The sequence below is a fragment of the Pantoea pleuroti genome, from assembly GCF_014156615.1.
In the GTDB taxonomy this organism is placed as follows: domain Bacteria; phylum Pseudomonadota; class Gammaproteobacteria; order Enterobacterales; family Enterobacteriaceae; genus Pantoea; species Pantoea agglomerans.
In genome coordinates, this window is the sequence record NZ_SBFD01000002.1 from 468,180 (window position 1) to 492,950 (window position 24,771).

Here is a 24,771-nt window from a genome sequence, read left to right on the forward strand (position 1 = left end):
CTCCTGCTGATGCTGCTGTTGCTGTGCGGCTCCGTTCTGGCTGAGGTGCGTCCGGTGAGCAGCATCAATCTGCCGATGATGCTGCCGGTGACGCACGCGGAAACCATGCAGGGCAAAATCCTGCGTGTTGGCCTGCTGGAAGAGAACCACGCCCCCTGGGCGATGCGCATCGGCAACGATCTGTATGGCATCAATGCCGACTATCTTTCCGCCCTGCGACAACTGACGGGCGCGCAGTTCAGCCTCAACCTCTACAGCGATCAGCCGCATCTGATGCAGGCGCTGAACAGCGGCCAGATCGATTTTGCGCTTGGCATGTGGATTTCCCCCCTGCCAGCTGGCGCCCTGAGCAGCGATAACTGGTACAGCAGTCCGCTTCGGGTCTACCGCAATCAGCAAAACCAGCGTGCCGTGATGTTTAACAGCCAGAATGCCCAACTGGCGATCAGCGAAAGCACGCTGGCACAACTGCCGCCTGCGCTGGCGGCCCGCCACAGCTGGCGACGCTACAGCAGTGATCTGCAGGCGCTCTATACCCTGCTGAATCAGCAGAATGATTATGTGGTGGCGGATGAAACCAGCGCCGGTTTTCTGCTGAGCCAGCTGCAACAGGGCCAGATTTATCAGATCGCCTCACACATCGAGGCCGGACAGCTCAACCTGCGCGCGGTCTCCCGCGATCCGGAGCTTATCAGCTGGATTAATCAGAGCCTGCGTCAGTTGCCAGCAGAACTGATGAACACGCTGCAGGCGCGCTGGAGCAGTACCCTGCCGCGCTATCAGGATACGCAGACCCTGATGCTCAGCCCCACCGAACGCGCCTGGATTGCCGATCATCCACGTATTACTTACACCGCCGAACCGGACAACTATCCCTGGAGTTATCGCGATGCCAGCGGGACCGCCAGAGGCTATGGCGTGGATTTGCTGAAAGCGATAGCCCAGAGTACCGGCCTGCAGTTTGAACCGGTGTGGGTCAGCAATCCGCGTCAGGCGAACACGCTGATCGGCCAGCAGCAGGCGATGCTGCAGTTGATGCAGCCGCTGAACGGCGATGCGATGCAGAGCACCTCGCTGCCGGTGTGGCGCGCGCTGTGGGGCATCTACAGCCTGCAGCCCGACACGCTGGCGCACTGGCGCGACCTGCGCGGCAAGCGTATCGGCGTCTTGCAGGATGACCTGGCGCTGCGTCTGCTGCCTGCGGATCTGCAGCCGCAGCAGTTTGCCGATCGTAATAGCCTCTATGATGCGCTGGCAAAGGGGCAGATCGATGCGCTGGTCGATAACGTGCTCTCTGCCCGCTGGCGCATCGCCAGCCGCGATGATGCGCGCATCCATCTCGCTTTCGCTGCCAGCGACATCGCCTGGCCGATCGCGCTGGGCGTGACGCCTGAACAGCCGGTGCTGCGCACCCTGCTGGATCGCGCTCTGCAGCAGATCCCGGCTGACACGCAGAGCCAGATGCGCGACAGCTGGTCAACCCCGCCACAGCCCGGCAGCGTGATGGTGATGCGTTCGCTGCCGATGATGGTGCTGGCGGTGGCAGGTGCGGCTATTGCGCTGCTGCTGTTGCTGCTGGCGCGCCGCTACTGGCAGCAGCGCCGGGAGCGTCAGCAGCGTGAACAGGCTGAGCACGCCAATGCGATGAAGAGCCAGTTCCTGGCGACCGTCAGCCATGAGCTGCGCACGCCGATGCAGGCGATCCTGGGGCTGCTTGAGCTGGAGAAGCAGCAGCACAGCAGCCAGAACCTGACGCTGCTGCACAGCAGTGCGCAATCGCTGCTGACGTTGTTGAATGATCTGCAGGATCATGCGCGCATCGAGAGCAACAGTTTTACCCTGGCCCCCCGTCCGCTGGCGCTGGCGCAGTGGCTCAATCAGCAGCAGCACTTTTATCATCCGTTAATGCGCGAAGATGGCCCGCATCTGATCGTCGAGGCACTGACGCCGCTGCCTGATACAGTGATGATCGATGCCGATCGCCTGCAGCAGGTGGTAAACAACCTGATGACCAATGCGCTGAAATTTACCCGCCACGGCGCGATTCGCCTGACGCTGGCCGCACAGCAACAACAGCTGATTCTGACGGTGAGCGACAGCGGCAGCGGCATTCCGCCAGAGGAACAGCAGAAGCTGTTCGATCCCTGGTATCAGGCACCGTCCGGTAAATCGGTTTCGGTACAGGGCAGCGGCCTGGGGCTGTTTATCTGCCGTGAAATGGTGCAGCGGATGGGCGGCGACATCCGGCTCGCCTCTGAACCCGGTCACGGCACCCAGGTCACCGTGACGCTGCCACTGGAGCTCTGCGCACCAGCCAACCACGTGGATGAAACCGCCCTTCCCGACCTTCCACCGATGCGGGTGGCGATTGTCGATGACCATCCGACCAATCTGCTGGTGATGCAGCAGCAGCTGTCGCGTTTTGCGATTCAGGCTGACATCTTTGAGCAGGGACGCGCACTACTGCAGGCCGATGCGCAACAGCCTTATGACCTGCTGTTTATCGACCAGATGATGCCGCGGCCTGACGGCACGCTGCTGCTGCGGATATTGCGGCGGCGTGACCGTCAGCGGAAGCGTCAGGCGATGCGGGTGCTCTGCTCCGCTGATGCCCAGCTGCTGTCACGACCGCTGGAGGCGCGGGAGCGGGTAATGATAAAACCGGTGCAGTTAGCCGATCTCAGCGCGCTGCTGGCAGAGTGGCAGGAAGATCCGCTGGCGGCGCTGGATGACAATCTGTGGCAACTGGCACAGCAGAATGAGAAATTCCTCCGCCGTCTGAGCCAGACGCTGCACAACACGGTGACGCAGGATCTGGCCGTGATGCGCGAAGCACGCGAGCGCGAGGCGTGGATACCGTTCGCCGAAGCGGCGCACCGGATGAAAGGAAGCTGGTTACTGGTGGGACTGGAGCACGGCGCACAGCTCAGCCAGCAACTGGCGGAGCAGGCAAAACAGCATCAGGACACGTCTGAGACGTGGCAATTACTGATATTATTAGCAAACAGGTTACTGAAAAAACTGGAATCTTATGGCACATACCCACACTCATAGCGGGCAGGATAGTAATCGCACGCGTCTGGCGGCCGCCTTCGGGGTGACCGTTGTCTTTATGGTGGCTGAAGTGATTGGCGGCTGGCTCTCGGGTTCACTGGCGTTGCTGGCGGACGCCGGGCATATGCTGACCGATGCCGCCGCGCTGCTGATGGCCCTGCTGGCGGTGCAGTTCTCGCGCCGTAAACCCAATGCACGCCACACCTTCGGCCTGCTGCGTCTGACCACGCTGGCCGCATTTGTTAACGCCATTGCGCTGCTGGGCATTACCGCACTGATCGTCTGGGAGGCGGTGCGCCGCTTTGCCGACCCGCAACCGGTGACCGGCGGCCTGATGCTGGGGATTGCTATTGGCGGCCTGCTGGCCAATATTCTGTCGTTCTGGCTGCTGCATCACGGCAGCGAAGAGAAGAATCTCAACGTGCGTGCCGCGGCGCTGCATGTGATGGGCGACCTGCTTGGCTCGGTGGGTGCGATTGTCGCGGCGGTGATTATTATGCTGACCGGCTGGACCCCAATCGACCCGATTCTGTCGTTGCTGGTGTCACTGCTGGTGCTGCGCAGCGCCTGGGCGCTGCTGCGTGAGAGTCTGCAGGAGTTACTGGAAGGGGCGCCGCGATCGCTGGATGTGAACCGGCTGATACGGGATCTCACCCTGAACATCGCAGAGGTGCGCAATGTTCACCATGTGCATCTGTGGCAGGTGGGCGAAAAGCCGCTGCTGACGCTGCATGCGCAGGTGATCCCGCCTTACGATCACGATGCGCTGCTGCATCGTATCCACGACTATCTGCGCCAGCACTATCAGATTGCGCACGCGACCGTGCAGATGGAGTATCAGCCCTGTGCCGGTGCCGAGTGTGAACTCGGCTTAAGCGGCGCTGCCGCCACCGGCCATGACCATAGCAATTCACACGACCATGAGCATGCTCACGCTAAAGGCGAAGTGCACACTCACTGAGCCGACAGCGCGCGGGAACCCTGTTGCCGCGCGCTGCGGATCCACATGCGTGAGCCGTTCAGCGCAATCAGCGTCAGAATCACATACTCCAGCGACATCGCATAGACGCCCTGACGGGCAAAAATCATCACGCTAATCACGTTGATGATGACCCACAGCAGCCAGTTCTCAACATATTTGCGCGTCATCAGCACCATCGCCGCAATCGACAACACCATCATGCAGGAGTCCCAGAACGGGAACGCATCCGGCTGCAGCGCGGGCATCGCCACCGACAGACCAAGGCCGTTCATCAGCGTGACGGCCGCTCGGGTTAACAGCGCAAACACCGGATCGATATAGAGGGTCATCAGCGCAATCGCAATGACACAACCCGCCGTCCAGGCCAGCGCCTTAGGCAGTGGCAGCCAGCGGATTTTCAGCGCCGCCTGATGATCGGAGGTTTGCCGACTCCAGGCGTACCAGCCGTAGATATTGGCGGCAAAAAAGAAGAGCTGCAGCAGCAGGCTGGCGTAGAGCTGGATCTGAAAGAAAATCACCGCAAACAGCGTGACGTTAATCAGGCCAAAGGGATAGTTGATGATTTTTTCCAGGCTGGCAAACCAGATGCAGAGTAAGCCCGCCAGCGTGCCGATAGCCTCAATCCATGAGAGATCGTAGCCTCCGGCACCCAGAGGAATGTGAACCAGAATATTATGTGTGCTGAAGAAGTCCATGCTGAGCACCTGTCCGGAAAACGCTTATGCGTTTCCCTTCACGTTGAGTTTAAGTTCCGCTGCAAAGGATAGCATGCGATTAAGCGGCAGTAACGCCGCCTCACGCAGCGTCTCATCCACCTGAATCTCATGTTCCACCCCACCCGACTCCAGCGCCTCTGCGATGGCTTTAAGGCCGTTCATCGCCATCCAGGGACAGTGAGCACAACTGCGGCAGGTGGCACCTTCACCGGCGGTGGGCGCTTCAAGCAGCTCTTTATCCGGCACCGCCTGCTGCATTTTGTAGAAAATGCCGCGATCGGTCGCCACAATCATCTGCGGATGCGGCAGGGATTTGGCGGCCTGAATCAGCTGGCTGGTCGAGCCGACCGCATCGGCCAGATCGACAATCGCCTGCGGTGACTCAGGATGCACCAGCACTGCCGCGTCGGGATAGAGCGCTTTCATACGCTGCAGCGCCTGGGTTTTGAACTCGTCGTGCACAATGCAGGCACCCTGCCAGCAGAGCACGTCCGCGCCCGATTTTTGGGTAACGTAGCGGCCAAGATGGCGATCCGGCGCCCAGATAATTTTTTCGCCCAGACTGTCGAGGTGCTCAATCAGCTCGACCGCAATGCTTGAAGTCACCACCCAGTCGGCCCGCGCTTTTACCGCCGCCGAAGTATTGGCGTAGACCACCACGGTGCGATCGGGATGGGCGTCGCAAAAGGCGTTAAACTCTTCAATCGGGCAGCCGAGATCCAGTGAGCACTCCGCCTGCAGCGTCGGCATCAGTACGGTTTTCTCCGGGCTGAGGATTTTGGCGGTTTCCCCCATAAAGCGCACGCCCGCCACCAGCAGTGTCGTCGCCGAATGGTTGCTGCCAAAGCGTGCCATCTCCAGCGAGTCGGAAACGCAGCCGCCCGTCTCTTCTGCCAGCGCCTGAATTTCCGGATCGGTGTAGTAGTGCGCCACCATCACCGCGTTTCGCGCCTTCAGCAGCGCTTTAATTTTCTCACGGTAAAACGCCTTCTCGTCGTCACTCAGGCGAGCGGGTTTGGGCGGAAAGGGATAAACGGCGCTTTCTGGATCGAACATCACACTCATGACACAGCTCTCGTTTTGTCTAATTAACGAAAATCGCCTGTTCCGGCGACTTATGGCGTTGAATCCGCCATCGTGTTTTATATGCTAAACACGATAGCGGAAAAGCCTGGCTGTGTCGTGCGATATTTATTCTGTCTGCATCACAGCGCCGACCCTGCCGGGCTGCGTTTCATCTGCCAGTACCAGCGGTTTTTGCGGCGCTTCCAGTGCCAGCAGAAAGGCTTTGATATCCAGTCCGCCCGCAAAGCCGGTCAGCTTGCCGTTGGCCCCAATCACGCGGTGGCACGGTGCGACAATCGAGAGCGGATTACGCCCATTGGCCGCCCCGACGGCTCGCACCGCCAGCGGATGACCGATCTCTCGAGCAATCTGGCTGTAGCTGCGCGTCTCACCAAACGGGATCGCCACCAGCGCCTGCCAGACTTTTTTCTGAAACTCAGTGCCGACTAAATCGAGCGGCAGCTCAAAGCAGCGACGAGCACCGGTGAAGTACTCGCTGAGCTGACGCTCAGTTTCGATCAGAATGGGATGATCGTCATCGCGCGTTTGCGGCAAAAACCGGGTGCGTTTTGGATCGTCGTTTTCCCACAAAATACCCGCCAGGCCGCTATCGCTGGCGACCAGTTTCAGTTCACCCACCGGGGTGGCTATCGGTTTGAAGTAGTACATGGTGATTCTCCCGTCACGGTTCTGTCGCCTATTATCGCACTTTTCATCAGCCTGACTGGCTGTTTTCGGTCATGGCGATAAACTGTTGTGCTGTCCGAAAACAGCCAGTCTGCCGGGATTCACCGGTGTAGGCTGCGCTTATTTACCGGAGAACTGCCATGCTCGATCCCGACATTGCCTATCAGGCGCTGACCTCTCGTGATACCCGCTTTGACGGCGTTTTCTTTGTTGGCGTGACCTCAACCGGTATCTATTGTCGTCCGGTCTGCCCGGTCAAAGCGCCGATGCAGAAGAACTGCCTTTTCTTCAGCAGCGCCGAAGCGGCGGAGAAAGCCCGCTTTCGCCCCTGCCTGCGCTGTCGGCCCGAACTGGCACCCGGTAATGCACCGGTTGATCAGCCGCACCGTGTGGCAGAGCGGCTGGTTCAGCGTATCGAGGAAGGCATGCTGGAGGAACGTGAAGGACTGGAGGCGATTGCCGCTGAATTCGGTATCAGCCTGCGTCAGCTGCGCCGCATCGTGCAGCAGGAGCTGGGTGTCTCGCCGCTGGAGCTGAAGCAGACGCGGCGCATGCTACTGGCTAAACAGCTGCTGACCGAAACCCGGCTGCCGATTATTGACGTTGCCTATGCCAGCGGCTTTGGCAGCCTGCGGCGCTTTAATGATGTCTTCCAGGCCCGTTACCGCATGACGCCAGGCGCGCTGCGCAGGGACGATACGGGCACTCAGTGTGCGCAGCCCGGCGACCGCGTGACGCTGCGGCTGGCCTATCGCCCTCCCTACGACTGGGCGGCGATGCTCTGGTTTTTGCAGACGCATCTGATGAAAGAGGTCGAGGCAGTGGAAGATGGCAGCTGGCGACGCACCGTGGTGCTGGGCCGCTGCCGGGGCTGGGTCTCTGTTTCGCATCTGCCGCAAAAGAACGCGCTGCAGGTGACGCTCTCAACCTCGCTGACGCCGGTTCTGCCTCTGCTGCTGCGCCGTCTGCGCGATCTGTTCGATCTTGACGCACAGCCGCAGCGTATCGCCGCCTGTCTGGCGCAGGACCCCCTTCTGGCACCCAGCCTGATCTCGCATCCGGGTCTGCGAGTGCCTGGCGCATTCGACGCCTTTGAGCTGGGCGTGCGCGCCATTATCGGCCAGCAGGTGACGGTCAAAGCAGCCACCACGGTCAGCAGCCGTTTTGCCGCCGCCTTTGGCGAACCCTGTGAGACGCCGTTCGCCGATCTGACCCGCTACACCGCCCATCCTGAACGCATCGCCGGACTGACGGTAGACGATGTCGCGCCGATGGGGATTGTCAGTGCAGCCCGCTCCCGCGCCATCATCGCCTTTGCAAATGCCTGCGCCAGCGGAGATTTGCGTCTCAGCGCCGCTCAGGCGCCAGACGAGGTCATCAAAAAACTGGTCAGCCTGCCGGGTATTGGTCCCTGGACCGCGCACTATATCGCGATGCGCGCCCTGCGCTGGCCGGATGCCTTTCCCAAGGAGGATATTGCCATTCGTAACAACCTGGGCGGCATGTCATCGAAAGAAGCGGAGGCGCGATCGCAGTCATGGCGTCCCTGGCGCAGCTATGCGGTGATGCATATCTGGGAGAGTCTGGCAGTGGCAAAGGCAAAGAAAAAGCCGTGACGGCGAGACTGGGGGGCAAATCTGCCAGCAATACAGAAGCTCAACGCGCAGGGAACAGGGTCAGAAGAAAATGGCGCGGGCCGACAGCCATCGCCAGAGGCGCTTCCAGACTGCTTATAAACTCGCATCCGGCTAAATCTGACCGCAACGAAAAAGCTCAACGCGCAGGGAACAGGGTCAGAAGAGGAAAGCGTCCCGCGCCAGGGACGGCGCGGGCCGAGCATGTCATGGATGACGGCTTTTGCGTCTTTCCGATCTGACCCTGTTCTCTGCGCTGCCTCAATCTCACAGCGGCTTGCGGCAAACTTCATCGACAACTTTAAAAACCAATCACGTTTTGCTTTGAAAAAGTAATCAGATACCGCAGAAACAAAAAAAGCGCCCTGAGGGCGCTTTTTTCTTAATTGGTGGGTCGTGCAGGATTCGAACCTGCGACCAATTGATTAAAAGTCAACTGCTCTACCAACTGAGCTAACGACCCGCTGGGGGCTTACAACCGTTCAACACGCCAGGCGGCTGAGATAAGATGGTGGGTCGTGCAGGATTCGAACCTGCGACCAATTGATTAAAAGTCAACTGCTCTACCAACTGAGCTAACGACCCATCTTAGGTTGTGAAGCAATGCTGAAGTGTTCTTCTTAAAACTGCGCGGTAAAAGCGCGTCTGAGGAAGATGGTGGGTCGTGCAGGATTCGAACCTGCGACCAATTGATTAAAAGTCAACTGCTCTACCAACTGAGCTAACGACCCATCTTCAGGCTTACCAGACACTTTGCAATGTGTCCCGGCAACGGCGGCATATATTACTGATTTAGCGGGGTAGCGCAACTCTTATTTCTGCTAAATGCTTCAGTTGCTTACCTTTCATACGGCAAGACCAGAAATCACACGATATCTGGCCTGAACCGTACAGATTACAGACTGGCCAGGCGTTTTTGCGCCTGCTTAGCAGATTCGGTGTCTGGATAAAGTTTGATCACCTGCTGGAAGACCGCTTTAGCTTTCGCTGTGTCTTTTTTCTCCTGCATGATGACGCCCACTTTCAACAACGCTTCTGCAGCTTTCGGCGACTTCGGATAGTTTTTCACTACCGTGGCGTAATAGTAAGCCGCGTCGTCCTTTTTGCCTTTGTTATAGTTCAGCTGTCCCAGCCAGTAATTGGCGTTCGGCTGATAGGTCGAATCCGGGTAACGTTTTACCCACGCCTGGAGCGCGCTGATCGCCTGATCATACTGTTTCTTCTCCAGAATCAGCGCCACAGCCGCATTGTAATCGCTGTTAGCGTCACCGGTCTGCGCAGGTGCGCTATCCGTTGATGCTGCCGCGCCTGCGGTTGCTGCTGCGCCGGTATCCGCTGCGGCATTACTGCCGGCTGCCTGCTGACCGCCGCTGGTGCTGCTCAGGCTGTCAATCTGCTGGTAAAGCTGCTTCTGCCGCTCAACCACCTGATTCAACTGATACGTGTTTTGCTGGATTTGCCCACGCAGCGCGTCGATATCACGCTGGTTATCGCTCATCTGCTGCTGCAATTGCTGCATCAGCTGAGCCTGGGCATTAGAAATTCGTTCAAGAGTGGTGACACGGTCTTCGACCGAGCCGGAGCCAACGCTACTGATTGACGCTTGGGCATTAGCGGCCCAGGGGGCCGCTACGCCAATCAGTAACGACAGACTCAACAGGTGATGTCTGAAGTTACTAACCATGTGATTCTCTTAGTAGACCAGAACGGCACGACGGTTTTTAGAATACGCTGCTTCGTCATGACCCAGAACGGCTGGCTTCTCTTTACCGTAAGATACGATAGACATCTGATCAGCCGACACGCCTTTGCCCTGCAGGTACATTTTAACCGCGTTAGCACGACGTTCGCCCAGGGCGATGTTGTATTCCGGCGTACCGCGCTCATCCGCATGACCTTCGATGGTCACTTTGTATGACGGGTTGCTGCGCAGGAAGGTTGCATGCTGATCCAGCATCTGTGCGTAATCAGACTGAACGTCATACTTGTCCAGGCCGAAGTACACGATGTTGTTCTGCTGCAGCTGCTGCATCTGCAGACGAGCCTGCTCGTCAGAAGACATGTTGCCGCCGTTGCCGTTCATGCCAGAATTTGCACCGTAAGCGCCGCCATCAGCGCCCATGCCAGTCTGGTCATTGTTGTTGTTCTTGTGTGAGCTACAAGCCGCTACTGCCAGAACCGGCAGAGCCAGCATCAAACCCTTCAGCACTTTGTTCAGTTGCATTTCAAAATCCCATTATTGTTTATTGTTTGTGATGTCTGAACTGTCAGACATTACAGATACGGCGACCAGGCAGGAAATTTTACCTGTCCATCAGTTGCCGGAAGACGCGCTTTGAAACGGCCGTCGGTAGAAACCAACTGCAACACGGAACCCATACCCTGAGTAGAGCTGTAGATTACCATTGTGCCATTGGGTGCCAGGCTCGGCGTTTCATCCAGGAACGTGTCCGTTAACGTTTGAACGGCTCCCGTTTCCAGATCCTGTTTGGCGACGTGTTGAGCACCACCGTTGGTGCTAATCATCACCATAGACTTACCATCTGTTGCGACATCCGCATCCTGGTTCTGACCGCCTTCCCAGGTAATACGTTGTGGCGCGCCACCGTTAAGTCCGACTTTGTAGATTTGTGGAGCACCAGCCTGATCGGAGGTGTAAGCCAGCGTCTGGCTGTCCGGGAACCACGTCGGTTCGGTGCTGTTATAGCGACCATCGGTAATCTGACGCGTCTGACCTGAGGCCAGATCCATCACATAGAGGTTCAGGCTGCCGGTTTTAGAAAGCGCGAACGCCAGTTTAGATCCATCCGGCGAGAACGCTGGGGCACCGTTGTGACGTGGATAGGAGGCGATCTGACGGATAGCGCCGTTCGACAGCGTCTGAACCACCAGCGCAGATTTGCCGCTTTCAAAGGTCACGTAAGCGACTTTGCTGCCATCCGGAGACCAGGCTGGCGACATCAGAGGCTGTGGTGAACGATGCACGACAAACTGGTTGTAACCATCGTAGTCAGCAACGCGCAGTTCATACGGGAACTGGCCGCCGTTGGTCTGCACCACATAGGCGATACGGGTACGGAAAGCGCCCTTGATGCCGGTCAGCTTCAGGAACGTTTCGTCACTGGCCGTGTGAGCGGCATAACGCAGCCACTGCTTCGTCACTTTATAACTGTTTTGTGCCAGCACGGTACCGGGTGCACCGCCGGTGTCGACCAGCTGGTACGAAACCTGATAGCTGCCATCCGGGTTAGACGCGACCTGACCGACGACCACGGCATCAATGCCGAGAGCACTCCACGCGGCAGGCTGAACTTCCTGCGCGCTGGCAGGCTGCTGTGGCAGACGCGAGCGATCCAGTGGATTAAATTTGCCACTGTTGCGCAGGTCAGCTGCAACGATGCCGCCGATATCTTCCGGCGCTGCGCCAGCACCGGCCCATTTAAACGGCACCACACCAATCGGGCGCGCAGTGTTGACACCCTGGGTGATCTCAATTCGAACTTCTGCATGCAGCATGGCTGCCCACAGCAGGATAAAAAAGCCTAACGTAACGCGAAGAGCTTGCTTCATTTTATCTCCCTTATCTGAACCTCAGTCCACGATAATTGGCACTGTTCCTGGAAACCACGAGTACAACTTAAGTACGGCACGCTAAACATAGATCAACTTGCCGCCCGTTACTGCATTATTGCGGTTTAAAACGCATTGGGGCGTTTTTAAACACTTCGTAGACCGCCTGCGAAGGCGGCTTCGGAATACGTGCCTGTTTTGCGGCAGCAATCGCGGCCTGACAGAGCGCGGGATCGCCACCCTCTGACTTAACATCAATCAACAAGCCATCAGGCGCAAGTTTAATCCGCAAATCACAGGTTTTTCCGCGATACAGATCCGCATCATAGAATCGGCTCTGAATCGCACTCACAACCTGACCCATGTAGGAGTTGATTTCCGCGCCTGATGCACCCGCTTTCTTCTGGTTTCCCTGCCCTGCTGCGCCGCCAGAGGTGCCGCTTTTCGGCGCATTTTTACCGGAAGCGAGTCCACCCAGCAAATCATCGACATCGCTGTCGTTGGCAGCATCGGCGGCGGCTTTCGCTTTAGCATCCGCTTTGGCCTTTGCGGCAGCATCGGCTTTGGCTTTCGCCGCGGCATCGGCTTTCGCTTTGGCGGCAGCTTCCGCCTTCTCTTTGGCGGCCTCTTTAGCCGCTTCCGCTTTCTCTTTTGCTGCTTCTGCGGCTTTCTCTTTCGCCGCCTCTGCGGCTTTTTCTTTGGCCTCAGCTGCTTTTTGTTTAGCCTCTTCAGCCGCTTTGGCTTTGGCATCCGCCGCCGCTTTCACTTTGGCCTCAGCCGCAGCTTTCGCATCCGCTTCAGATTTCGCCTTCGCTTCCGCAACGGCTTTCTCTTTTGCTGCAGCGGCAGCGGCGGCTTTCGCCTGCTGATCAGCCTGCTTCTTTGCTTCGGCTGCGGCCTGTTTCGCCTGCTCAGCCGCGGCTTTTGCCTGCGCATCTGCCTGAGCTTTTGCATCCGCTTTGGCTTTGGCAGCCGCCGCTTCCGCCGTTTTTTGCTGCTCCTGCGCCTGCTTAGCAGCGTCTTCGGCAGCTTTCTGCTGCTCAGCCTGCTGTTTCGCCTCTTCTTTCGCGGTTTCCTGCGCGGCTAAACGCTCTTTTTCCAGCGCTTTCAGACGCTGCTGTTCAGCAGCCTGTTTCTGTTGCAGCTCTTCAGCCTGCTGCTGCGCCTGCTTTTTACGCTGCTGTTCAGCCCGCTGACTGTCACTTTGCTGGTTCTGCTGACGATTGTATTGACTCACGACGGCACCGGGATCGACCATCACTGCATCAATATCACTGCCTCCGCCACCCGCACTGCTGGCGTCAATGTGCTCATTAAACGAGCTCCAAATCAGCAGCGCGATCAGCACGATATGCAGAATCACCGAAATGATTATCGCGCGCTTTAACTTCTCGTTTTGCTCGGTTGCCTTCGACACACTCGGTTCCCAAAAAACGGTTCGATTTTAAATCGGCTGCGTCATCAAACCGACAGATTTAACACCCGCCTGGTGCAGCAGGTTGAGCGCTTTAATAATTTCATCGTAAGGCACCTCTTTCGCGCCCCCGATCAAAAAGACCGTCTTAGGATTCGCTTCCAGTCGACGCTGCGCTTCGCTGATTACCTGCTCTGGCGGAAGTTGATCCATACGATCGTGATCCACGACCAGGCTGTACTGACCCACGCCCGCCACTTCGACAATCACCGGTGGATTATCATCGCTGGCAACGGTTTTCGAATCGGTCGCATCAGGCAGATCCACTTCCACGCTCTGGGTAATAATGGGCGCCGTTGCCATGAAGATCAGCAACAGCACCAACAGGACGTCCAGTAGCGGAACGATGTTGATTTCCGACTTCAGGTCGCGGCGTTTGCGACCACGTACTCTGGCCATCATTAACCTCTATTTACTTAGCGCTATCGCTGGAGAAAGCCTGGCGATGCAGAATGGCAGTGAACTCTTCCATGAAGTTGTCGTAGCCCTGCTCCAGTTTGTTCACGCGCTGGTTCAGACGGTTGTACGCCATCACCGCCGGAATCGCGGCAAACAGACCGATAGCGGTCGCAATCAACGCTTCAGCGATACCCGGTGCAACCATCTGCAGAGTTGCCTGCTTCACGGCACCCAGTGCGATAAACGCGTGCATGATCCCCCAGACGGTGCCGAACAGTCCGATATAAGGGCTGATAGAACCGACGGTGCCGAGGAATGGAATGTGGTTTTCCAGCGCTTCCAGCTCACGGTTCATTGAGATACGCATCGCACGGCTCGCACCATCAATGACCGCTTCCGGCGCATGGCTGTTGGCGCGATGCAGGCGGGCGAACTCTTTAAAGCCGGAATAGAAAATCTGCTCCGAACCGCCCAGTTCTTCCCGACGCTCCTGGCTCTCCTGGTAGAGGCGCGAGAGTTCGATGCCGGACCAGAATTTGTCTTCAAACGCCTCCGCTTCTCTTCCCGCCGCATTCAGAATACGTGTGCGCTGAATAATGATGGCCCAGGAGGCAATAGAAAAGCCGATCAAAATCAACATGATAAGTTTGACCAGAAGGCTCGCCTTCAGGAACAAATCAAGAATGTTCATGTCAGTCACTGCTTGAACTCCGCGACAATAGACTTGGGAAGCGCAATCGGCTTCATTAGATGTGGGTTAATGCAGGCAATCAGGACTTCTGCCTCATTGAGCACTTTGCCTTCAGTATTCACGATACGCTGAGTGAACGTCATGGTAGCCCGTGTCATTGATGTGACCTCGCTCTGGATCTCCAGAAGGTCATCAAGACGCGCCGCCGCCAGATAGTCCACCGATATACGCCGTACCACAAAAGCGATCTGCTGTTCTAACAGCGTCTGCTGATTGAAATGGTGCTGTCGCAACATTTCAGTACGTGCTCGTTCATAAAAAGCGATATAGCTGGCGTGATAAACCACACCACCGGCATCAGTATCTTCGTAGTAGACCCGAACCGGCCAGCGAAACAGCGTTGTACTCACTCTACATCCCGGCCTCGTTTTAAACGTTGTTACTATACGCAAGAGAATTGGGGTTGGGAATGGCTCGTCAGAGCCAGGCGAAAATAATTATCGCTCCGTAACAAACGGAACGATTTCAGGGAGATTAATTGACCAGACGCTGACAAAAATTCACTGACAGCGCCGATGAGGCGGGGTCTTAAAGATAAAAACGGTAAAGCGCAATAAACAGCACCAGCATGGCGGGTAACGGGGCAAACAGCGCCTGCCATCGGGTTTGCTGTGGCCGGAAGCCCACACCGTGGATCACCCCACTGCAGACCGCCCAGATCAGCACCAGCCCCTGCAGAGCCGGTAACTGGCCCGCCTGACTGGCAAAGCGTGTCGGATCCCACATCACGCCGCCTGCGGTCAGCAGCGCCAGCAGCAGTGAAAGGGCCCGTAACGGGCCCTTATCCATCAGATCATACAGCATCCGAATTAGCGTTCGCATCAGTGAGGCTCATCCTGCGCTTCAATGTGCTCAATCGCCAGCGCGGTCACGATACCAAAGGCACAGGCCAGCAACGTGCCGAGAATCCAGGCAAAATACCACATGCGACGTCTCCTTAATTAATAGAGTGAGTGACTGTTGCTTTCAATATGCTCTTTGGTGATACGACCAAACATCTTCCAGTAGCACCAGGTGGTGTAGGCCAGAATGATCGGCACGAAGATAGCGGCGGCAACGGTCATGGTTTGCAGCGTCAGCAGGCTGGACGTTGCGTCCCACATGGTCAGGCTCACACCCGGCACCGTGCTGGATGGCATGATGAACGGGAACATCGCAATGCCGGCTGTCATGATGACGCAGGCCAGCGTCAGTGAGGAGAACAGGAACGCCCAGGCGCCCTTCTCAACCCGCGAGCAGAGTATGGTCAGCAGCGGCAGTACAGCGCCCAGCAGGGGGAACAGCCACAGCACAGGATGGTTCTGGAAGTTGACCATCCAGGCACCCGCTTCGCGCACCACGGTTTTGCCCAGTGGGTTAGAAGCAGCAAAGTGATCCATGGTGCTGGTCACCACATAACCATCGATACCATATTTCACCCAGACGCCCGCCAGGATAAAGCAGACCATCATCACCAGGGCGGCAAGTTGTGCTGCGGTGCGTGAACGCAGATGCAGTTCGCCGGTAGTGCGCATCTGCAGATAGGTTGCACCCTGCGCCAGAATCATCGCCACACTGACCACACCTGCCAGCAGACCAAACGGATTCAGCAGCTGGAAGAAGTTACCGGTATAGAACAGGCGCAGATACTCATCGGCATGGAACGGCACGCCCTGTAACAGGTTGCCAAACGCTACGCCAATCACCAGCGGCGGCACGAAGCTGCCAATGAAAATCCCCCAGTCCCAGGCACCGCGCCAGCGATTGTCTTCAATCTTCGAACGGTAATCGAAGCCAACCGGACGGAAGAACAGCGACGCGAGCACCAGAATCATCGCCACGTAGAAGCCTGAGAAGGCTGCCGCGTACACCATCGGCCAGGCGGCAAACAGCGCGCCACCTGCGGTGATCAGCCAGACCTGGTTACCGTCCCAGTGGGGGGCGATACTGTTAATCATGATGCGACGTTCAGTATCATTCCGGCCCAGAATGCGTGTCAGCATCCCGACACCCATATCAAAACCATCTGCGACGGCAAAGCCAATCAGCAGTACGCCAATCAACAGCCACCAGACAAAGCGCAGAACTTCATAATCAAACATGGTCGCTCTCCTTATCCCTGTACCCGCTGGGTGATTGCCGTGATCTGCTCATGATGATAACGCCCGGTTTTCAGGCTGCTCGGCCCAAGACGGGCGAATTTGAACATCAGGTACATCTCAGCCACCAGGAACATTGTGTAGAGTCCGCAGATCAGGATCATGGAGAACAGCAGATCGCCAACGGTCAGGGAGGAGTTGGCCACCGCAGTCGGCAGCACTTCACCGATAGCCCAGGGCTGACGACCATACTCCGCCACAAACCAGCCTGATTCGATAGCGATCCACGGCAGCGGAATACCAAACAGCGCCGCTTTCAGTAACCAGCGATTTTTACCGATGCGGTTACGCAGTACGCTCCAGAACGCCAGCGCGATAATGCCCAGCAGCAGTACGCCACACAGCACCATGATGCGGAAGGCGAAATACAGCGGGGCGACACGCGGGATAGAGTCCTGCGTCGCCTGTTTAATCTGCGCTTCGGTCGCATCAGCCACGTTGTCGGTATAACGCTTCAGCAGCAGACCGTAGCCGAGATCCTGTTTGTGACTGTTGAATGCGTCACGTACCGCCGGATCCTGGCTGCCACCGCGTAGCTCATTCAGCAGGGCATAGGCTTTCATGCCGTTGCGGATGCGCACTTCATGCTGTGCCATCAGATCTTTCAGGCCGGTGACCGGCGTATCGGTTGATCGGGTGGCGATCAGGCCCAGCAGCCAGGGGATCTGTACTGCGTATCGGTTCTCCTGAGTTGCCTGATCGGGCAGGCCAAACAGGGTAAACGACGCCGGTGCCGGCTGGGTTTCCCACTCCGCTTCGATAGCGGCCAGTTTGGTTTTCTGCACGTCACCCATTTCGTACCCTGACTCATCGCCCAGAACGATGACTGACAGTACCGCCGCCATGCCAAAGCTGGCTGCGATAGCGAACGAGCGTTTAGCAAAGGCGAAGTCACGGCCTTTCAGCATGTACCAGGCGCTGATGCCCATAATAAACATCGCACCGGTGGTGTAACCGGCTGCCACAGTGTGAACGAATTTCACCTGCGCGACCGGGTTCAGCACCAGCTCTGAGAAGCTGACCATCTCCATGCGCATGGTTTCGAAGTTGAACTCAGAGGCGATCGGATTCTGCATCCAGCCGTTAGCCACCAGAATCCACAGCGCCGACATGTTTGAGCCCAGCGCCACCAGCCAGGTCACTGCGAGGTGCTGCACTTTGCCCAGGCGATCCCAGCCAAAAAAGAACAGGCCAACAAAGGTGGATTCCAGGAAGAACGCCATCAGACCTTCAATGGCGAGCGGCGCGCCGAAGATATCGCCGACGTAGTGAGAGTAATATGACCAGTTAGTCCCGAACTGAAATTCCATGGTCAGGCCGGTGGCGACACCCAGCGCAAAGTTAATACCAAATAACTTGCCCCAGAACTTCGTCATATCTTTATAAATTTGTTTGCCGCTCAGGACATATACCGTTTCCATGATCGCCAGCAAAAACGCCATACCCAGCGTTAAAGGGACGAACAGAAAATGGTACATCGCCGTTAAGGCAAACTGTAACCGCGACAGCTCGACGATATCTAACATAAGGACTCCTTGCTCCTCGCTTTGCCTCCGTCACGCGCGCGAACAGATCGAACGCAATCAGAGTCAGCAACGACTGTTTATTGATTCCAGTTTTTTATTACCCGCAGAACAGGTCTGTGAGCTGCCCGAACAGGCGAGTAGCGAATGAAGCAGCTCAGAAAATTGTCAATCAGCGCTTTCATTAACGCGTGCTTTAACAGGAGGAAAGCGGGTGTAATCCCGGGTTGAGCAGACGTTTGAAAATTTGTGTAAAAGGCTGGATTGATGCAGCGCAATTTACGCCCTTAGCGTTGCGCTTTGCCAGAGATATAGTTGGATATAAGTCGCGATTAATTGATCTGGATTAACGCAATAAGTTTCCAGATAGGGTCAGGTAGGTTTCTTGTTAATGAGATGTCAGTAATGAAATAAAGCGCGAAGAAATAATTTACCTTTGACACTTTTCCTTAACGTGATAAGCCGCGGGCCGGTTATTTAACCGCGCACTCTTCTCTTTAGCTTCCTGCGTTATGCCTCTCATTTACAGGCATAAAAAAGCCACCCGAAGGTGGCTTAGTCTCAGATGACGCTGACTTATTTAGCAGGTAATACGGCTTTAACTGCGTCACCGATATCCGCCAGGCTGCGGACGGTCTTCACGCCAGCCGCTTCCAGCGCAGCAAATTTCTCATCTGCTGTACCTTTACCACCGGCAATGATGGCACCAGCATGGCCCATACGCTTGCCTTTCGGCGCGGTGACGCCAGCAATGTAGCCTACAACCGGCTTGGTCACGTGCTCTTTAATGAAGGCTGCAGCTTCTTCTTCTGCGCTACCGCCGATCTCACCGATCATTACGATAACTTCAGTCTGTGGATCATCCTGGAACATTTTCAGGATGTCGATGAAGTTAGAGCCTGGGATCGGGTCACCACCGATGCCAACGCAGGTTGACTGGCCGTAACCGATGTCCGTGGTCTGCTTAACCGCTTCATAGGTCAGGGTGCCTGAACGTGACACGATACCGACGCGGCCCGGCTGGTGAATGTGGCCCGGCATGATGCCGATTTTACATTCGCCTGGGGTGATAACGCCTGGGCAGTTTGGACCGATCATCCGCACGCCTGCTTCATCCAGCTTCACTTTCACGGTCAGCATATCCAGGGTCGGGATGCCTTCGGTGATGGTGATGATCAGTTTGATGCCCGCGTCGATCGCTTCCAGGATGCCATCTTTACAGAAAGGAGCCGGAACGTAAATCACGGTGGCGGTCGCGCCTGTTGCTTCTACCGCTTCGCGAACGGTGTTGAACACCGGCAGGCCGAGATGGGTCGTGCCACCTTTGCCTGGCGTCACGCCGCCAACCAGTTGGGTGCCGTATGCCAGCGCCTGCTCAGAATGGAAAGTCCCCTGGCCACCGGTGAAACCCTGGCAAATGACTTTGGTGTTTTTGTCGATCAGAATGGACATTATTTACCCTCCGCGGCAGCAACAACACGCTGTGCGGCGTCTGTCAGGCTGGTTGCTGCAATGATGTTCAGACCGCTGTCCGCCAGTTTCTGGGCGCCCAGCTCGGCGTTGTTACCTTCCAGACGTACCACAACTGGCACGTTCACACCCACTTCAGCGACTGCGCCGATGATGCCGTCGGCAATCAGGTCGCAGCGTACGATACCGCCGAAGATGTTAACGAATACGGCTTTAACCGCATCGTCAGACAGGATGATTTTGAAGGCTTCGGTCACGCGCTCTTTGGTTGCGCCGCCGCCGACATCAAGGAAGTTGGCCGGTTGACCGCCGTGGTGTTTAACGATGTCCATGGTGCCCATCGCCAGACCTGCGCCGTTAACCATACAACCGATGTTGCCTTCCAGCGCAACATAGTTCAGTTCCCACTGTGTCGCATGGGCTTCACGCGGATCTTCCTGGCTTGGATCGCGCATTTCGCGCAGCTCTGGCTGACGGAACAGGGCATTGCCATCGGCACCCAGTTTGCCATCCAGGCAGATCAGGTCGCCCTGTTTGGTGATCACCAGCGGGTTGATCTCAACCATCGCCAGATCGCGCTCCAGGAACAGTGTCGCCAGACCCATGAAGATCTTGGTGAACTGGCCAACCAGCTTGCCAGTCAGGCCAAGTTTGAACGCCAGCTCACGACCCTGATAAGGCTGCGGGCCAGTCAGTGGATCCAGCGCCATTTTGTGGATCAGGTGCGGGGTCTCTTCCGCCACTTTTTCAATTTCCACGCCGCCTTCAGTTGAGGCCATGAAAATTACGCGACGCGTTGCGCGATCGACCACTGCGCCCAGATAGAGCTCCTGATCGATATCGGTCGCCGCTTCAACCAGAATCTGGTTTACCGGCTGGCCGTTTGCGTCTGTCTGATAGGTGACCAGGCGTTTGCCCAGCCAGTTTTCAGCAAATGCGCGAATCTCTTCTTTGCTGTTAACCACTTTCACACCGCCCGCTTTACCGCGGCCACCGGCATGAACCTGACATTTAACTACCCACGGGCCTGCGCCAATTTTAGAGGCTGCTTCTTCCGCTTCACGTGGTGTAGTACAGGCGTAACCCGTTGGTGCCGGCATGCCATACCGTGCAAACAGTTGTTTCGCCTGGTATTCGTGTAAGTTCATGATGTTCTATCCATTCAGGTCTGAAAAGAGTAATGAGGTTGGGCGCGCGGCAAGGCGCGCCCGGTGAAAATCAGACATCCAGCAGCAGGCGCGCCGGATCTTCCAGCATCTCTTTCACTGCAACCAGATAACCAACTGATTCACGGCCATCGATCAGACGGTGGTCGTAGGAGAGCGCCAGATACATCATTGGCAGCACCACAACCTGACCATTGACCGCCATCGGACGATCTTTGATGGCGTGCATGCCCAGGATGGCGCTCTGCGGTGGGTTGATGATCGGGGTGGACATCAGTGAACCAAAGACGCCGCCGTTGGTGATGGTAAAGTTACCGCCGGTCAGATCCTCAACTGTCAGTTTGCCGTCACGGCCTTTCACTGCCAGCTCTTTGATTTTCTTCTCGATGTCCGCCATGCTCAGCGCATCCACGTCACGCAGGACTGGTGTAACCAGACCACGTGGCGTAGAGACCGCAATGCTGACGTCGAAGTAGTTGTGGTAAACCACATCTTCACCATCGATAGAAGCATTCACTTCCGGATAGCGTTTCAGCGCTTCAACAACCGCTTTGATGTAGAAGGACATAAAGCCCAGACGTACACCGTGACGCTTCTCGAAGGCCTCACCATACTGCTTACGCAGATCCATGATGGGCTTCATGTTGATTTCGTTGAAGGTGGTCAGCATCGCGGTGCTGTTCTTCGCTTCCAGCAGACGCTCGGCAACACGCTTACGCAGACGGGTCATCGGCACGCGTTTTTCGCTGCGGTTAGCCACTGGCTGCTGCGCGGCGGCCGCATCAGCAACTGGTGCAGCGGATTTGGCAGCCTGCGGTTTGTTGGCCAGATGTTTTTCAACATCTTCACGGGTCAGACGACCGCCGACACCGCTGCCTTTGATCTGCGAGGCATCAAGATTGTGCTCTGCAATCAGACGGCGGATAGCCGGGCTGAGCGCATCGTTGCTCTCTTCTTCCAGTGACGCAGTCTGACGCTGAGCCGGGGTAGACTCTTTGCTTTCAGACTTCGCGCTGCTCTCTTTACCGGCGCTGTTGCCCTCTTTCAGACGACCCAGGATCTGGCGGGAAGTGACGGTGGCGCCCTCTTCTTCCAGAACGGCTTCAAGGATACCGTCCGCAGAGGCTGGCACTTCCAGCACAACTTTGTCAGTTTCGATTTCGACCAGCACTTCATCGCGAGTGACTGCATCGCCTGGTTTTTTATGCCAGGTTGCCACAGAGGCATCGGCAACCGATTCAGGCAGGTCGGGAACGAGAATATCTACGCTACTCATTATCTTTCCTTTTAATTAATTAACGTTCAGCGCGTCATTAACCAGGTCTTGCTGCTGTTGTTGGTGTACGGACATGTAACCCACGGCCGGTGAGGCGGATGCCGGGCGGCCTGCATAACGTAAGGTGGCACCAAACGGCACAACTTCACGGAAATGATGCTGACTGCAATACCAGGCGCCCTGATTCAGTGGCTCTTCCTGACACCAGACAAAATCCTGCACGTGAGCATACGCTTTTAATGCTTCCTGTACCGCGTGATGCGGGAACGGATAAAGCTGTTCGATGCGCACGATAGCCACATCGGTCTGCTCATTTTTACGACGCTGCTCCAGCAGGTCGTAATAGACTTTACCGGAGCACAGTACGACGCGTTTCACGCCCTGCGGATCCAGATCATCGACTTCGCCAATTGCAGGCTGGAAGCTGCCGTTAGCCAGTTCATCCAGCGTGGAGATCGCCAGCGGATGACGCAGCAGTGATTTCGGCGACATCACAATCAGCGGACGGCGCATACCGCGTAGCGCCTGACGACGCAGCATATGGTAAACCTGTGCAGGGGTAGACGGCACGCATACCTGCATGTTCTGCTCAGCGCAGAGTTGCAGATAACGCTCCAGGCGCGCAGAGGAGTGCTCTGGCCCCTGACCTTCATAACCGTGCGGCAGCAGCATCACCAGGCCACACATCCGGCCCCACTTCTGCTCACCGGAGCTGATGAACTGGTCGATAACAACCTGTGCCCCGTTGGCGAAGTCACCAAACTGTGCTTCCCAGATGGTCAGGATGCGCGGCTCTGCGGTGGCATAACCATATTCAAAGGCCAGTACCGCCTCTTCTGACAGTACGGAGTCCCAGACTTTGAACTGGCCCTGACCGCTGTGCACGTGGTGCAGAGGGGTATAGGTTGAGCCGTTCGCCTGGTTATGCACTACCGCGTGACGATGGAAGAAGGTCCCGCGACCGGTATCTTCACCCGACAGTCGCACCGGAATGCCTTCATCAACCAGCGTGGCATATGCCAGGTTTTCCGCGCCGCCCCAGTCAAAGGCTTTCTCGCCTTCAGCCATCAGACGACGGTCGTTGTAAATCTTGGCAACACGCGACTGCACTTCCACCTCTTCAGGCACCTGGCTGATACGCAGCGCCAGCTCCTTCAGACGTTTCATGTCGACCTGAGCCGGGTAAGGTTCATCCCACTCATGGTTCAGGTAAGGTGACCAGGTAAAGGAGTGCAGGCTCATTGGACGCCATTCCGGCACCACGCAATCGCCCGCATCCAGCGCGTCACGATAGAGATTGACCATTTCGGTCGCATCTTCCTGCGTGGCAATGGCTTCACCTTCCAGACGGTCGGCATAGATTTTACGCGGCGTCGGGTGTTTTTTGATTTTCTGGTACATCAGCGGCTGGGTCGCACTTGGCTCATCCGCCTCGTTGTGACCATGACGGCGATAGCAGACCAGATCGATAAACACATCACGCTTAAAGGTGTTGCGATAGTCGAGCGCCAGACGGGTCACAAACGCGACCGCTTCCGGATCGTCAGCATTGACGTGGAAAATCGGTGCCAGCACCATTTTGCCGATATCGGTGCAGTAAGGGGTCGAACGCGCATCTTTCGGGTTGGAGGTGGTGAAGCCAACCTGGTTGTTGATGACGATGCGAACGGTACCGCCCACTTCATAACCGCGCGCCTGTGACATGTTCAGGGTTTCCTGAACCACGCCCTGGCCAATCACGGCCGCATCACCATGAATGGTGATCGGTAAGACTTTATTGCTGGCTGGCTCATCCAGACGATCCAGACGGGCACGTACTGAACCCATCACCACCGGGCTGACGATCTCCAGGTGAGACGGGTTAAATGCCAGCGCCAGGTGAACCAGGCCGCCTTCGGTTTCCACGTCAGAGGAGAAGCCCATGTGGTACTTCACGTCACCGGTGCCCAGATGCTCTTTGTGCTTACCGGCGAACTCGTCGAACAGATCCTGTGGCTTTTTACCCAGCACGTTGATCAGCACGTTGAGACGGCCACGGTGCGCCATACCCAGTACCACTTCACGGGTTCCGCTCTTACCGGCATGACGGATCATTTCGCGCAGCATCGGAACCAGTGCATCGCCGCCTTCCAGCGAGAAGCGTTTGGCACCCGGGAATTTCGCTCCGAGATATTTTTCCAGCCCTTCGGCCGCGGTCAGCTCTTTCAGGAAACCTTTTTTCTCTTCATTGCTGAAAGCTGCACGGCCCGCGACTGACTCAAGACGCTGCTGAATCCAGCGTTTCTCATCAGTGTTGTTGATGTGCATATATTCTGCACCGATCGAGCCGCAGTAAGTCTGAGTCAGCGCCTCGAACAGTTCGGCCAGCTTCATGGTCTCTTTGCCAATGGCAAAAGAGCCGACGTTAAAGCTTTCCTGAAAATCGGCCTCGGTCAGATCGTGAAAAGCGGGATCGAGATCGGCTACCCGGTCCTGTTTCCACAGACCAAGCGGGTCAAGATTAGCGTGCTGATGACCGCGGAAACGAAACGCGTTAATCAGCTGCAGCACTTTTACTTGCTTGGAGTTGGTTTCAGGATCGGAGACAGATGAGGTGTAACGAGATGCGTCTTTCGCCAGGCGACGGAAGTACTCACGTGTGGTGGAGTGAAACTGCTCAGGTTTCATTCCGGTGCCCGGTAACTGCTGGAACATCGAGCGCCACACTGCATCGACAGAGTCAGGATCGGTCAGGAAATCCTCATAGAGCTGCTCTATGTAAGACTGATTCGCGCCGGCCAGCCAGGAAGAGTCCAGCCAGGGCTTCATCGCGCTGTTCTGCATTGTGATCCCTTAAGCATTGCTATGCTTTTTTGAGGTTTCATTT

Annotated in this window: 21 protein-coding genes and 3 tRNA genes; 3 read left to right on the forward strand and 21 right to left on the reverse strand. The window is 56.7% G+C overall.

The window, feature by feature from the left end:
• Positions 1–9 precede the first annotated feature (9 nt).
• Together EPG66_RS06160 and zitB are read left to right on the forward strand one after the other, a co-directional pair.
• Positions 10–3,054, forward strand: coding sequence for a hybrid sensor histidine kinase/response regulator (locus tag EPG66_RS06160; protein WP_182686437.1), 3,045 nt, complete (start codon positions 10–12; stop codon positions 3,052–3,054).
• Positions 3,032–4,015, forward strand: coding sequence for a CDF family zinc transporter ZitB (zitB, locus tag EPG66_RS06165; protein WP_182686262.1), 984 nt, complete (start codon positions 3,032–3,034; stop codon positions 4,013–4,015). Before EPG66_RS06160 ends, zitB begins: the two co-directional genes overlap by 23 nt.
• Here the strand turns inward: zitB and pnuC are convergent.
• From pnuC to EPG66_RS06180, 3 genes are all read right to left on the reverse strand, one after another.
• Positions 4,009–4,731, reverse strand: coding sequence for a nicotinamide riboside transporter PnuC (pnuC, locus tag EPG66_RS06170; RefSeq protein WP_010260155.1), 723 nt, complete (start codon positions 4,729–4,731; stop codon positions 4,009–4,011). The two genes, zitB and pnuC, sit on opposite strands and share 7 nt — an antisense overlap.
• 24 nt (positions 4,732–4,755) lie before the next feature.
• Positions 4,756–5,817, reverse strand: coding sequence for a quinolinate synthase NadA (gene nadA / locus EPG66_RS06175; RefSeq protein WP_022626034.1), 1,062 nt, complete (start codon positions 5,815–5,817; stop codon positions 4,756–4,758).
• A 126-nt stretch (positions 5,818–5,943) separates the two neighbouring features.
• Positions 5,944–6,486, reverse strand: coding sequence for a methylated-DNA--[protein]-cysteine S-methyltransferase (locus EPG66_RS06180; protein WP_182686264.1), 543 nt, complete (start codon positions 6,484–6,486; stop codon positions 5,944–5,946).
• Positions 6,487–6,644: 158 nt separating this feature from the next.
• Between EPG66_RS06180 and EPG66_RS06185 the strand changes: the two genes are divergently transcribed.
• Positions 6,645–8,120 (forward strand): AlkA N-terminal domain-containing protein, encoded by a 1,476-nt coding sequence (locus EPG66_RS06185; protein WP_022626036.1) that lies wholly within the window; start codon positions 6,645–6,647, stop codon positions 8,118–8,120.
• A 405-nt stretch (positions 8,121–8,525) separates the two neighbouring features.
• On the opposite strand, the gene EPG66_RS06190 is transcribed toward EPG66_RS06185, so the two are convergent.
• From EPG66_RS06190 to sucA, 18 genes are all read right to left on the reverse strand, one after another.
• Positions 8,526–8,601, reverse strand: a tRNA-Lys gene (locus tag EPG66_RS06190).
• 46 nt (positions 8,602–8,647) lie between these two features.
• Positions 8,648–8,723: transfer RNA gene (locus EPG66_RS06195), tRNA-Lys, on the reverse strand.
• Positions 8,724–8,793: 70 nt separating this feature from the next.
• Positions 8,794–8,869 (reverse strand) — tRNA-Lys (locus EPG66_RS06200).
• Positions 8,870–9,033: 164 nt separating this feature from the next.
• Entirely contained in the window at positions 9,034–9,822 is a 789-nt protein-coding gene (gene cpoB, locus EPG66_RS06205) for a cell division protein CpoB (protein ID WP_182686266.1), read from the reverse strand.
• A gap of 9 nt (positions 9,823–9,831) precedes the next feature.
• Positions 9,832–10,362 (reverse strand): peptidoglycan-associated lipoprotein Pal, encoded by a 531-nt coding sequence (gene pal / locus EPG66_RS06210; RefSeq protein ID WP_010260771.1) that lies wholly within the window; start codon positions 10,360–10,362, stop codon positions 9,832–9,834.
• 50 nt (positions 10,363–10,412) lie between these two features.
• Complete coding sequence (gene tolB / locus EPG66_RS06215; protein WP_010260769.1) at positions 10,413–11,708, reverse strand: Tol-Pal system beta propeller repeat protein TolB; 1,296 nt, start codon at positions 11,706–11,708, stop codon at positions 10,413–10,415.
• Positions 11,709–11,823: 115 nt separating this feature from the next.
• Positions 11,824–13,125: a cell envelope integrity protein TolA gene (gene tolA, locus EPG66_RS06220; protein WP_022626037.1), complete on the reverse strand. Its 1,302-nt coding sequence runs from the start codon at positions 13,123–13,125 to the stop codon at positions 11,824–11,826.
• A 27-nt stretch (positions 13,126–13,152) separates the two neighbouring features.
• A complete protein-coding gene (gene tolR, locus EPG66_RS06225; RefSeq protein ID WP_010260764.1) occupies positions 13,153–13,581 on the reverse strand; it encodes a colicin uptake protein TolR in 429 nt (142 codons plus the stop codon).
• A 13-nt stretch (positions 13,582–13,594) separates the two neighbouring features.
• Positions 13,595–14,281, reverse strand: a complete 687-nt coding sequence (gene tolQ, locus EPG66_RS06230) for a Tol-Pal system protein TolQ (RefSeq protein WP_010260762.1) — start codon at positions 14,279–14,281, stop codon at positions 13,595–13,597.
• On the reverse strand, positions 14,278–14,682 hold the full coding sequence (gene ybgC / locus EPG66_RS06235) for a tol-pal system-associated acyl-CoA thioesterase (protein ID WP_010260759.1): 405 nt from the start codon (positions 14,680–14,682) through the stop codon (positions 14,278–14,280). The genes tolQ and ybgC overlap by 4 nt, the downstream gene beginning before the upstream one ends.
• A 178-nt stretch (positions 14,683–14,860) precedes the next feature.
• Positions 14,861–15,154, reverse strand: coding sequence for a cyd operon protein YbgE (gene ybgE, locus EPG66_RS06240; protein WP_010260756.1), 294 nt, complete (start codon positions 15,152–15,154; stop codon positions 14,861–14,863).
• Complete coding sequence (gene cydX / locus EPG66_RS06245) at positions 15,154–15,258, reverse strand: cytochrome bd-I oxidase subunit CydX (protein ID WP_010260755.1); 105 nt, start codon at positions 15,256–15,258, stop codon at positions 15,154–15,156. The genes ybgE and cydX overlap by 1 nt, the downstream gene beginning before the upstream one ends.
• Positions 15,259–15,273: 15 nt before the next feature.
• Entirely contained in the window at positions 15,274–16,413 is a 1,140-nt protein-coding gene (cydB, locus tag EPG66_RS06250) for a cytochrome d ubiquinol oxidase subunit II (RefSeq protein WP_010260752.1), read from the reverse strand.
• A gap of 11 nt (positions 16,414–16,424) precedes the next feature.
• The gene (gene cydA, locus EPG66_RS06255; protein WP_083068693.1) at positions 16,425–17,996 is read right to left on the reverse strand and encodes a cytochrome ubiquinol oxidase subunit I; all 1,572 of its coding nucleotides are present in this window, start codon (positions 17,994–17,996) and stop codon (positions 16,425–16,427) included.
• Between the two features lie 573 nt (positions 17,997–18,569).
• Positions 18,570–19,445, reverse strand: a complete 876-nt coding sequence (gene sucD / locus EPG66_RS06260; protein ID WP_010260744.1) for a succinate--CoA ligase subunit alpha — start codon at positions 19,443–19,445, stop codon at positions 18,570–18,572.
• On the reverse strand, positions 19,445–20,611 hold the full coding sequence (gene sucC / locus EPG66_RS06265) for an ADP-forming succinate--CoA ligase subunit beta (protein WP_003853151.1): 1,167 nt from the start codon (positions 20,609–20,611) through the stop codon (positions 19,445–19,447). The genes sucD and sucC overlap by 1 nt, the downstream gene beginning before the upstream one ends.
• Before the next feature lie 70 nt (positions 20,612–20,681).
• The gene (odhB, locus tag EPG66_RS06270) at positions 20,682–21,905 is read right to left on the reverse strand and encodes a 2-oxoglutarate dehydrogenase complex dihydrolipoyllysine-residue succinyltransferase (RefSeq protein WP_083068694.1); all 1,224 of its coding nucleotides are present in this window, start codon (positions 21,903–21,905) and stop codon (positions 20,682–20,684) included.
• A gap of 15 nt (positions 21,906–21,920) precedes the next feature.
• Positions 21,921–24,728 carry a 2-oxoglutarate dehydrogenase E1 component gene (gene sucA / locus EPG66_RS06275; RefSeq protein ID WP_083068696.1) on the reverse strand — a complete coding sequence of 936 codons (2,808 nt, stop codon included), beginning with the start codon at positions 24,726–24,728 and terminating at the stop codon, positions 21,921–21,923.
• Positions 24,729–24,771: the final 43 nt, after the last annotated feature.

Bases quoted from the DNA above. Each gene is read 5' to 3' on its own strand.
- EPG66_RS06160 (WP_182686437.1), top strand. From the start codon at position 10: ATGCTGCTGTTGCTGTGCGGCTCCGTTCTGGCTGAGGTGCGTCCGGTG.
- odhB (WP_083068694.1), bottom strand. From the start codon at position 21,905: ATGAGTAGCGTAGATATTCTCGTTCCCGACCTGCCTGAATCGGTTGCC.
- tolB (WP_010260769.1), bottom strand. From the start codon at position 11,708: ATGAAGCAAGCTCTTCGCGTTACGTTAGGCTTTTTTATCCTGCTGTGG.
- nadA (WP_022626034.1), bottom strand. From the start codon at position 5,817: ATGAGTGTGATGTTCGATCCAGAAAGCGCCGTTTATCCCTTTCCGCCC.
- EPG66_RS06185 (WP_022626036.1), top strand. From the start codon at position 6,645: ATGCTCGATCCCGACATTGCCTATCAGGCGCTGACCTCTCGTGATACC.
- pal (WP_010260771.1), bottom strand. From the start codon at position 10,362: ATGCAACTGAACAAAGTGCTGAAGGGTTTGATGCTGGCTCTGCCGGTT.
- tolR (WP_010260764.1), bottom strand. From the start codon at position 13,581: ATGGCCAGAGTACGTGGTCGCAAACGCCGCGACCTGAAGTCGGAAATC.
- pnuC (WP_010260155.1), bottom strand. From the start codon at position 4,731: ATGGACTTCTTCAGCACACATAATATTCTGGTTCACATTCCTCTGGGT.
- sucD (WP_010260744.1), bottom strand. From the start codon at position 19,445: ATGTCCATTCTGATCGACAAAAACACCAAAGTCATTTGCCAGGGTTTC.
- sucC (WP_003853151.1), bottom strand. From the start codon at position 20,611: ATGAACTTACACGAATACCAGGCGAAACAACTGTTTGCACGGTATGGC.
- EPG66_RS06180 (WP_182686264.1), bottom strand. From the start codon at position 6,486: ATGTACTACTTCAAACCGATAGCCACCCCGGTGGGTGAACTGAAACTG.
- ybgE (WP_010260756.1), bottom strand. From the start codon at position 15,154: ATGCGAACGCTAATTCGGATGCTGTATGATCTGATGGATAAGGGCCCG.
- zitB (WP_182686262.1), top strand. From the start codon at position 3,032: ATGGCACATACCCACACTCATAGCGGGCAGGATAGTAATCGCACGCGT.
- cpoB (WP_182686266.1), bottom strand. From the start codon at position 9,822: ATGGTTAGTAACTTCAGACATCACCTGTTGAGTCTGTCGTTACTGATT.
- cydA (WP_083068693.1), bottom strand. From the start codon at position 17,996: ATGTTAGATATCGTCGAGCTGTCGCGGTTACAGTTTGCCTTAACGGCG.
- cydX (WP_010260755.1), bottom strand. From the start codon at position 15,258: ATGTGGTATTTTGCCTGGATTCTCGGCACGTTGCTGGCCTGTGCCTTT.
- cydB (WP_010260752.1), bottom strand. From the start codon at position 16,413: ATGTTTGATTATGAAGTTCTGCGCTTTGTCTGGTGGCTGTTGATTGGC.
- sucA (WP_083068696.1), bottom strand. From the start codon at position 24,728: ATGCAGAACAGCGCGATGAAGCCCTGGCTGGACTCTTCCTGGCTGGCC.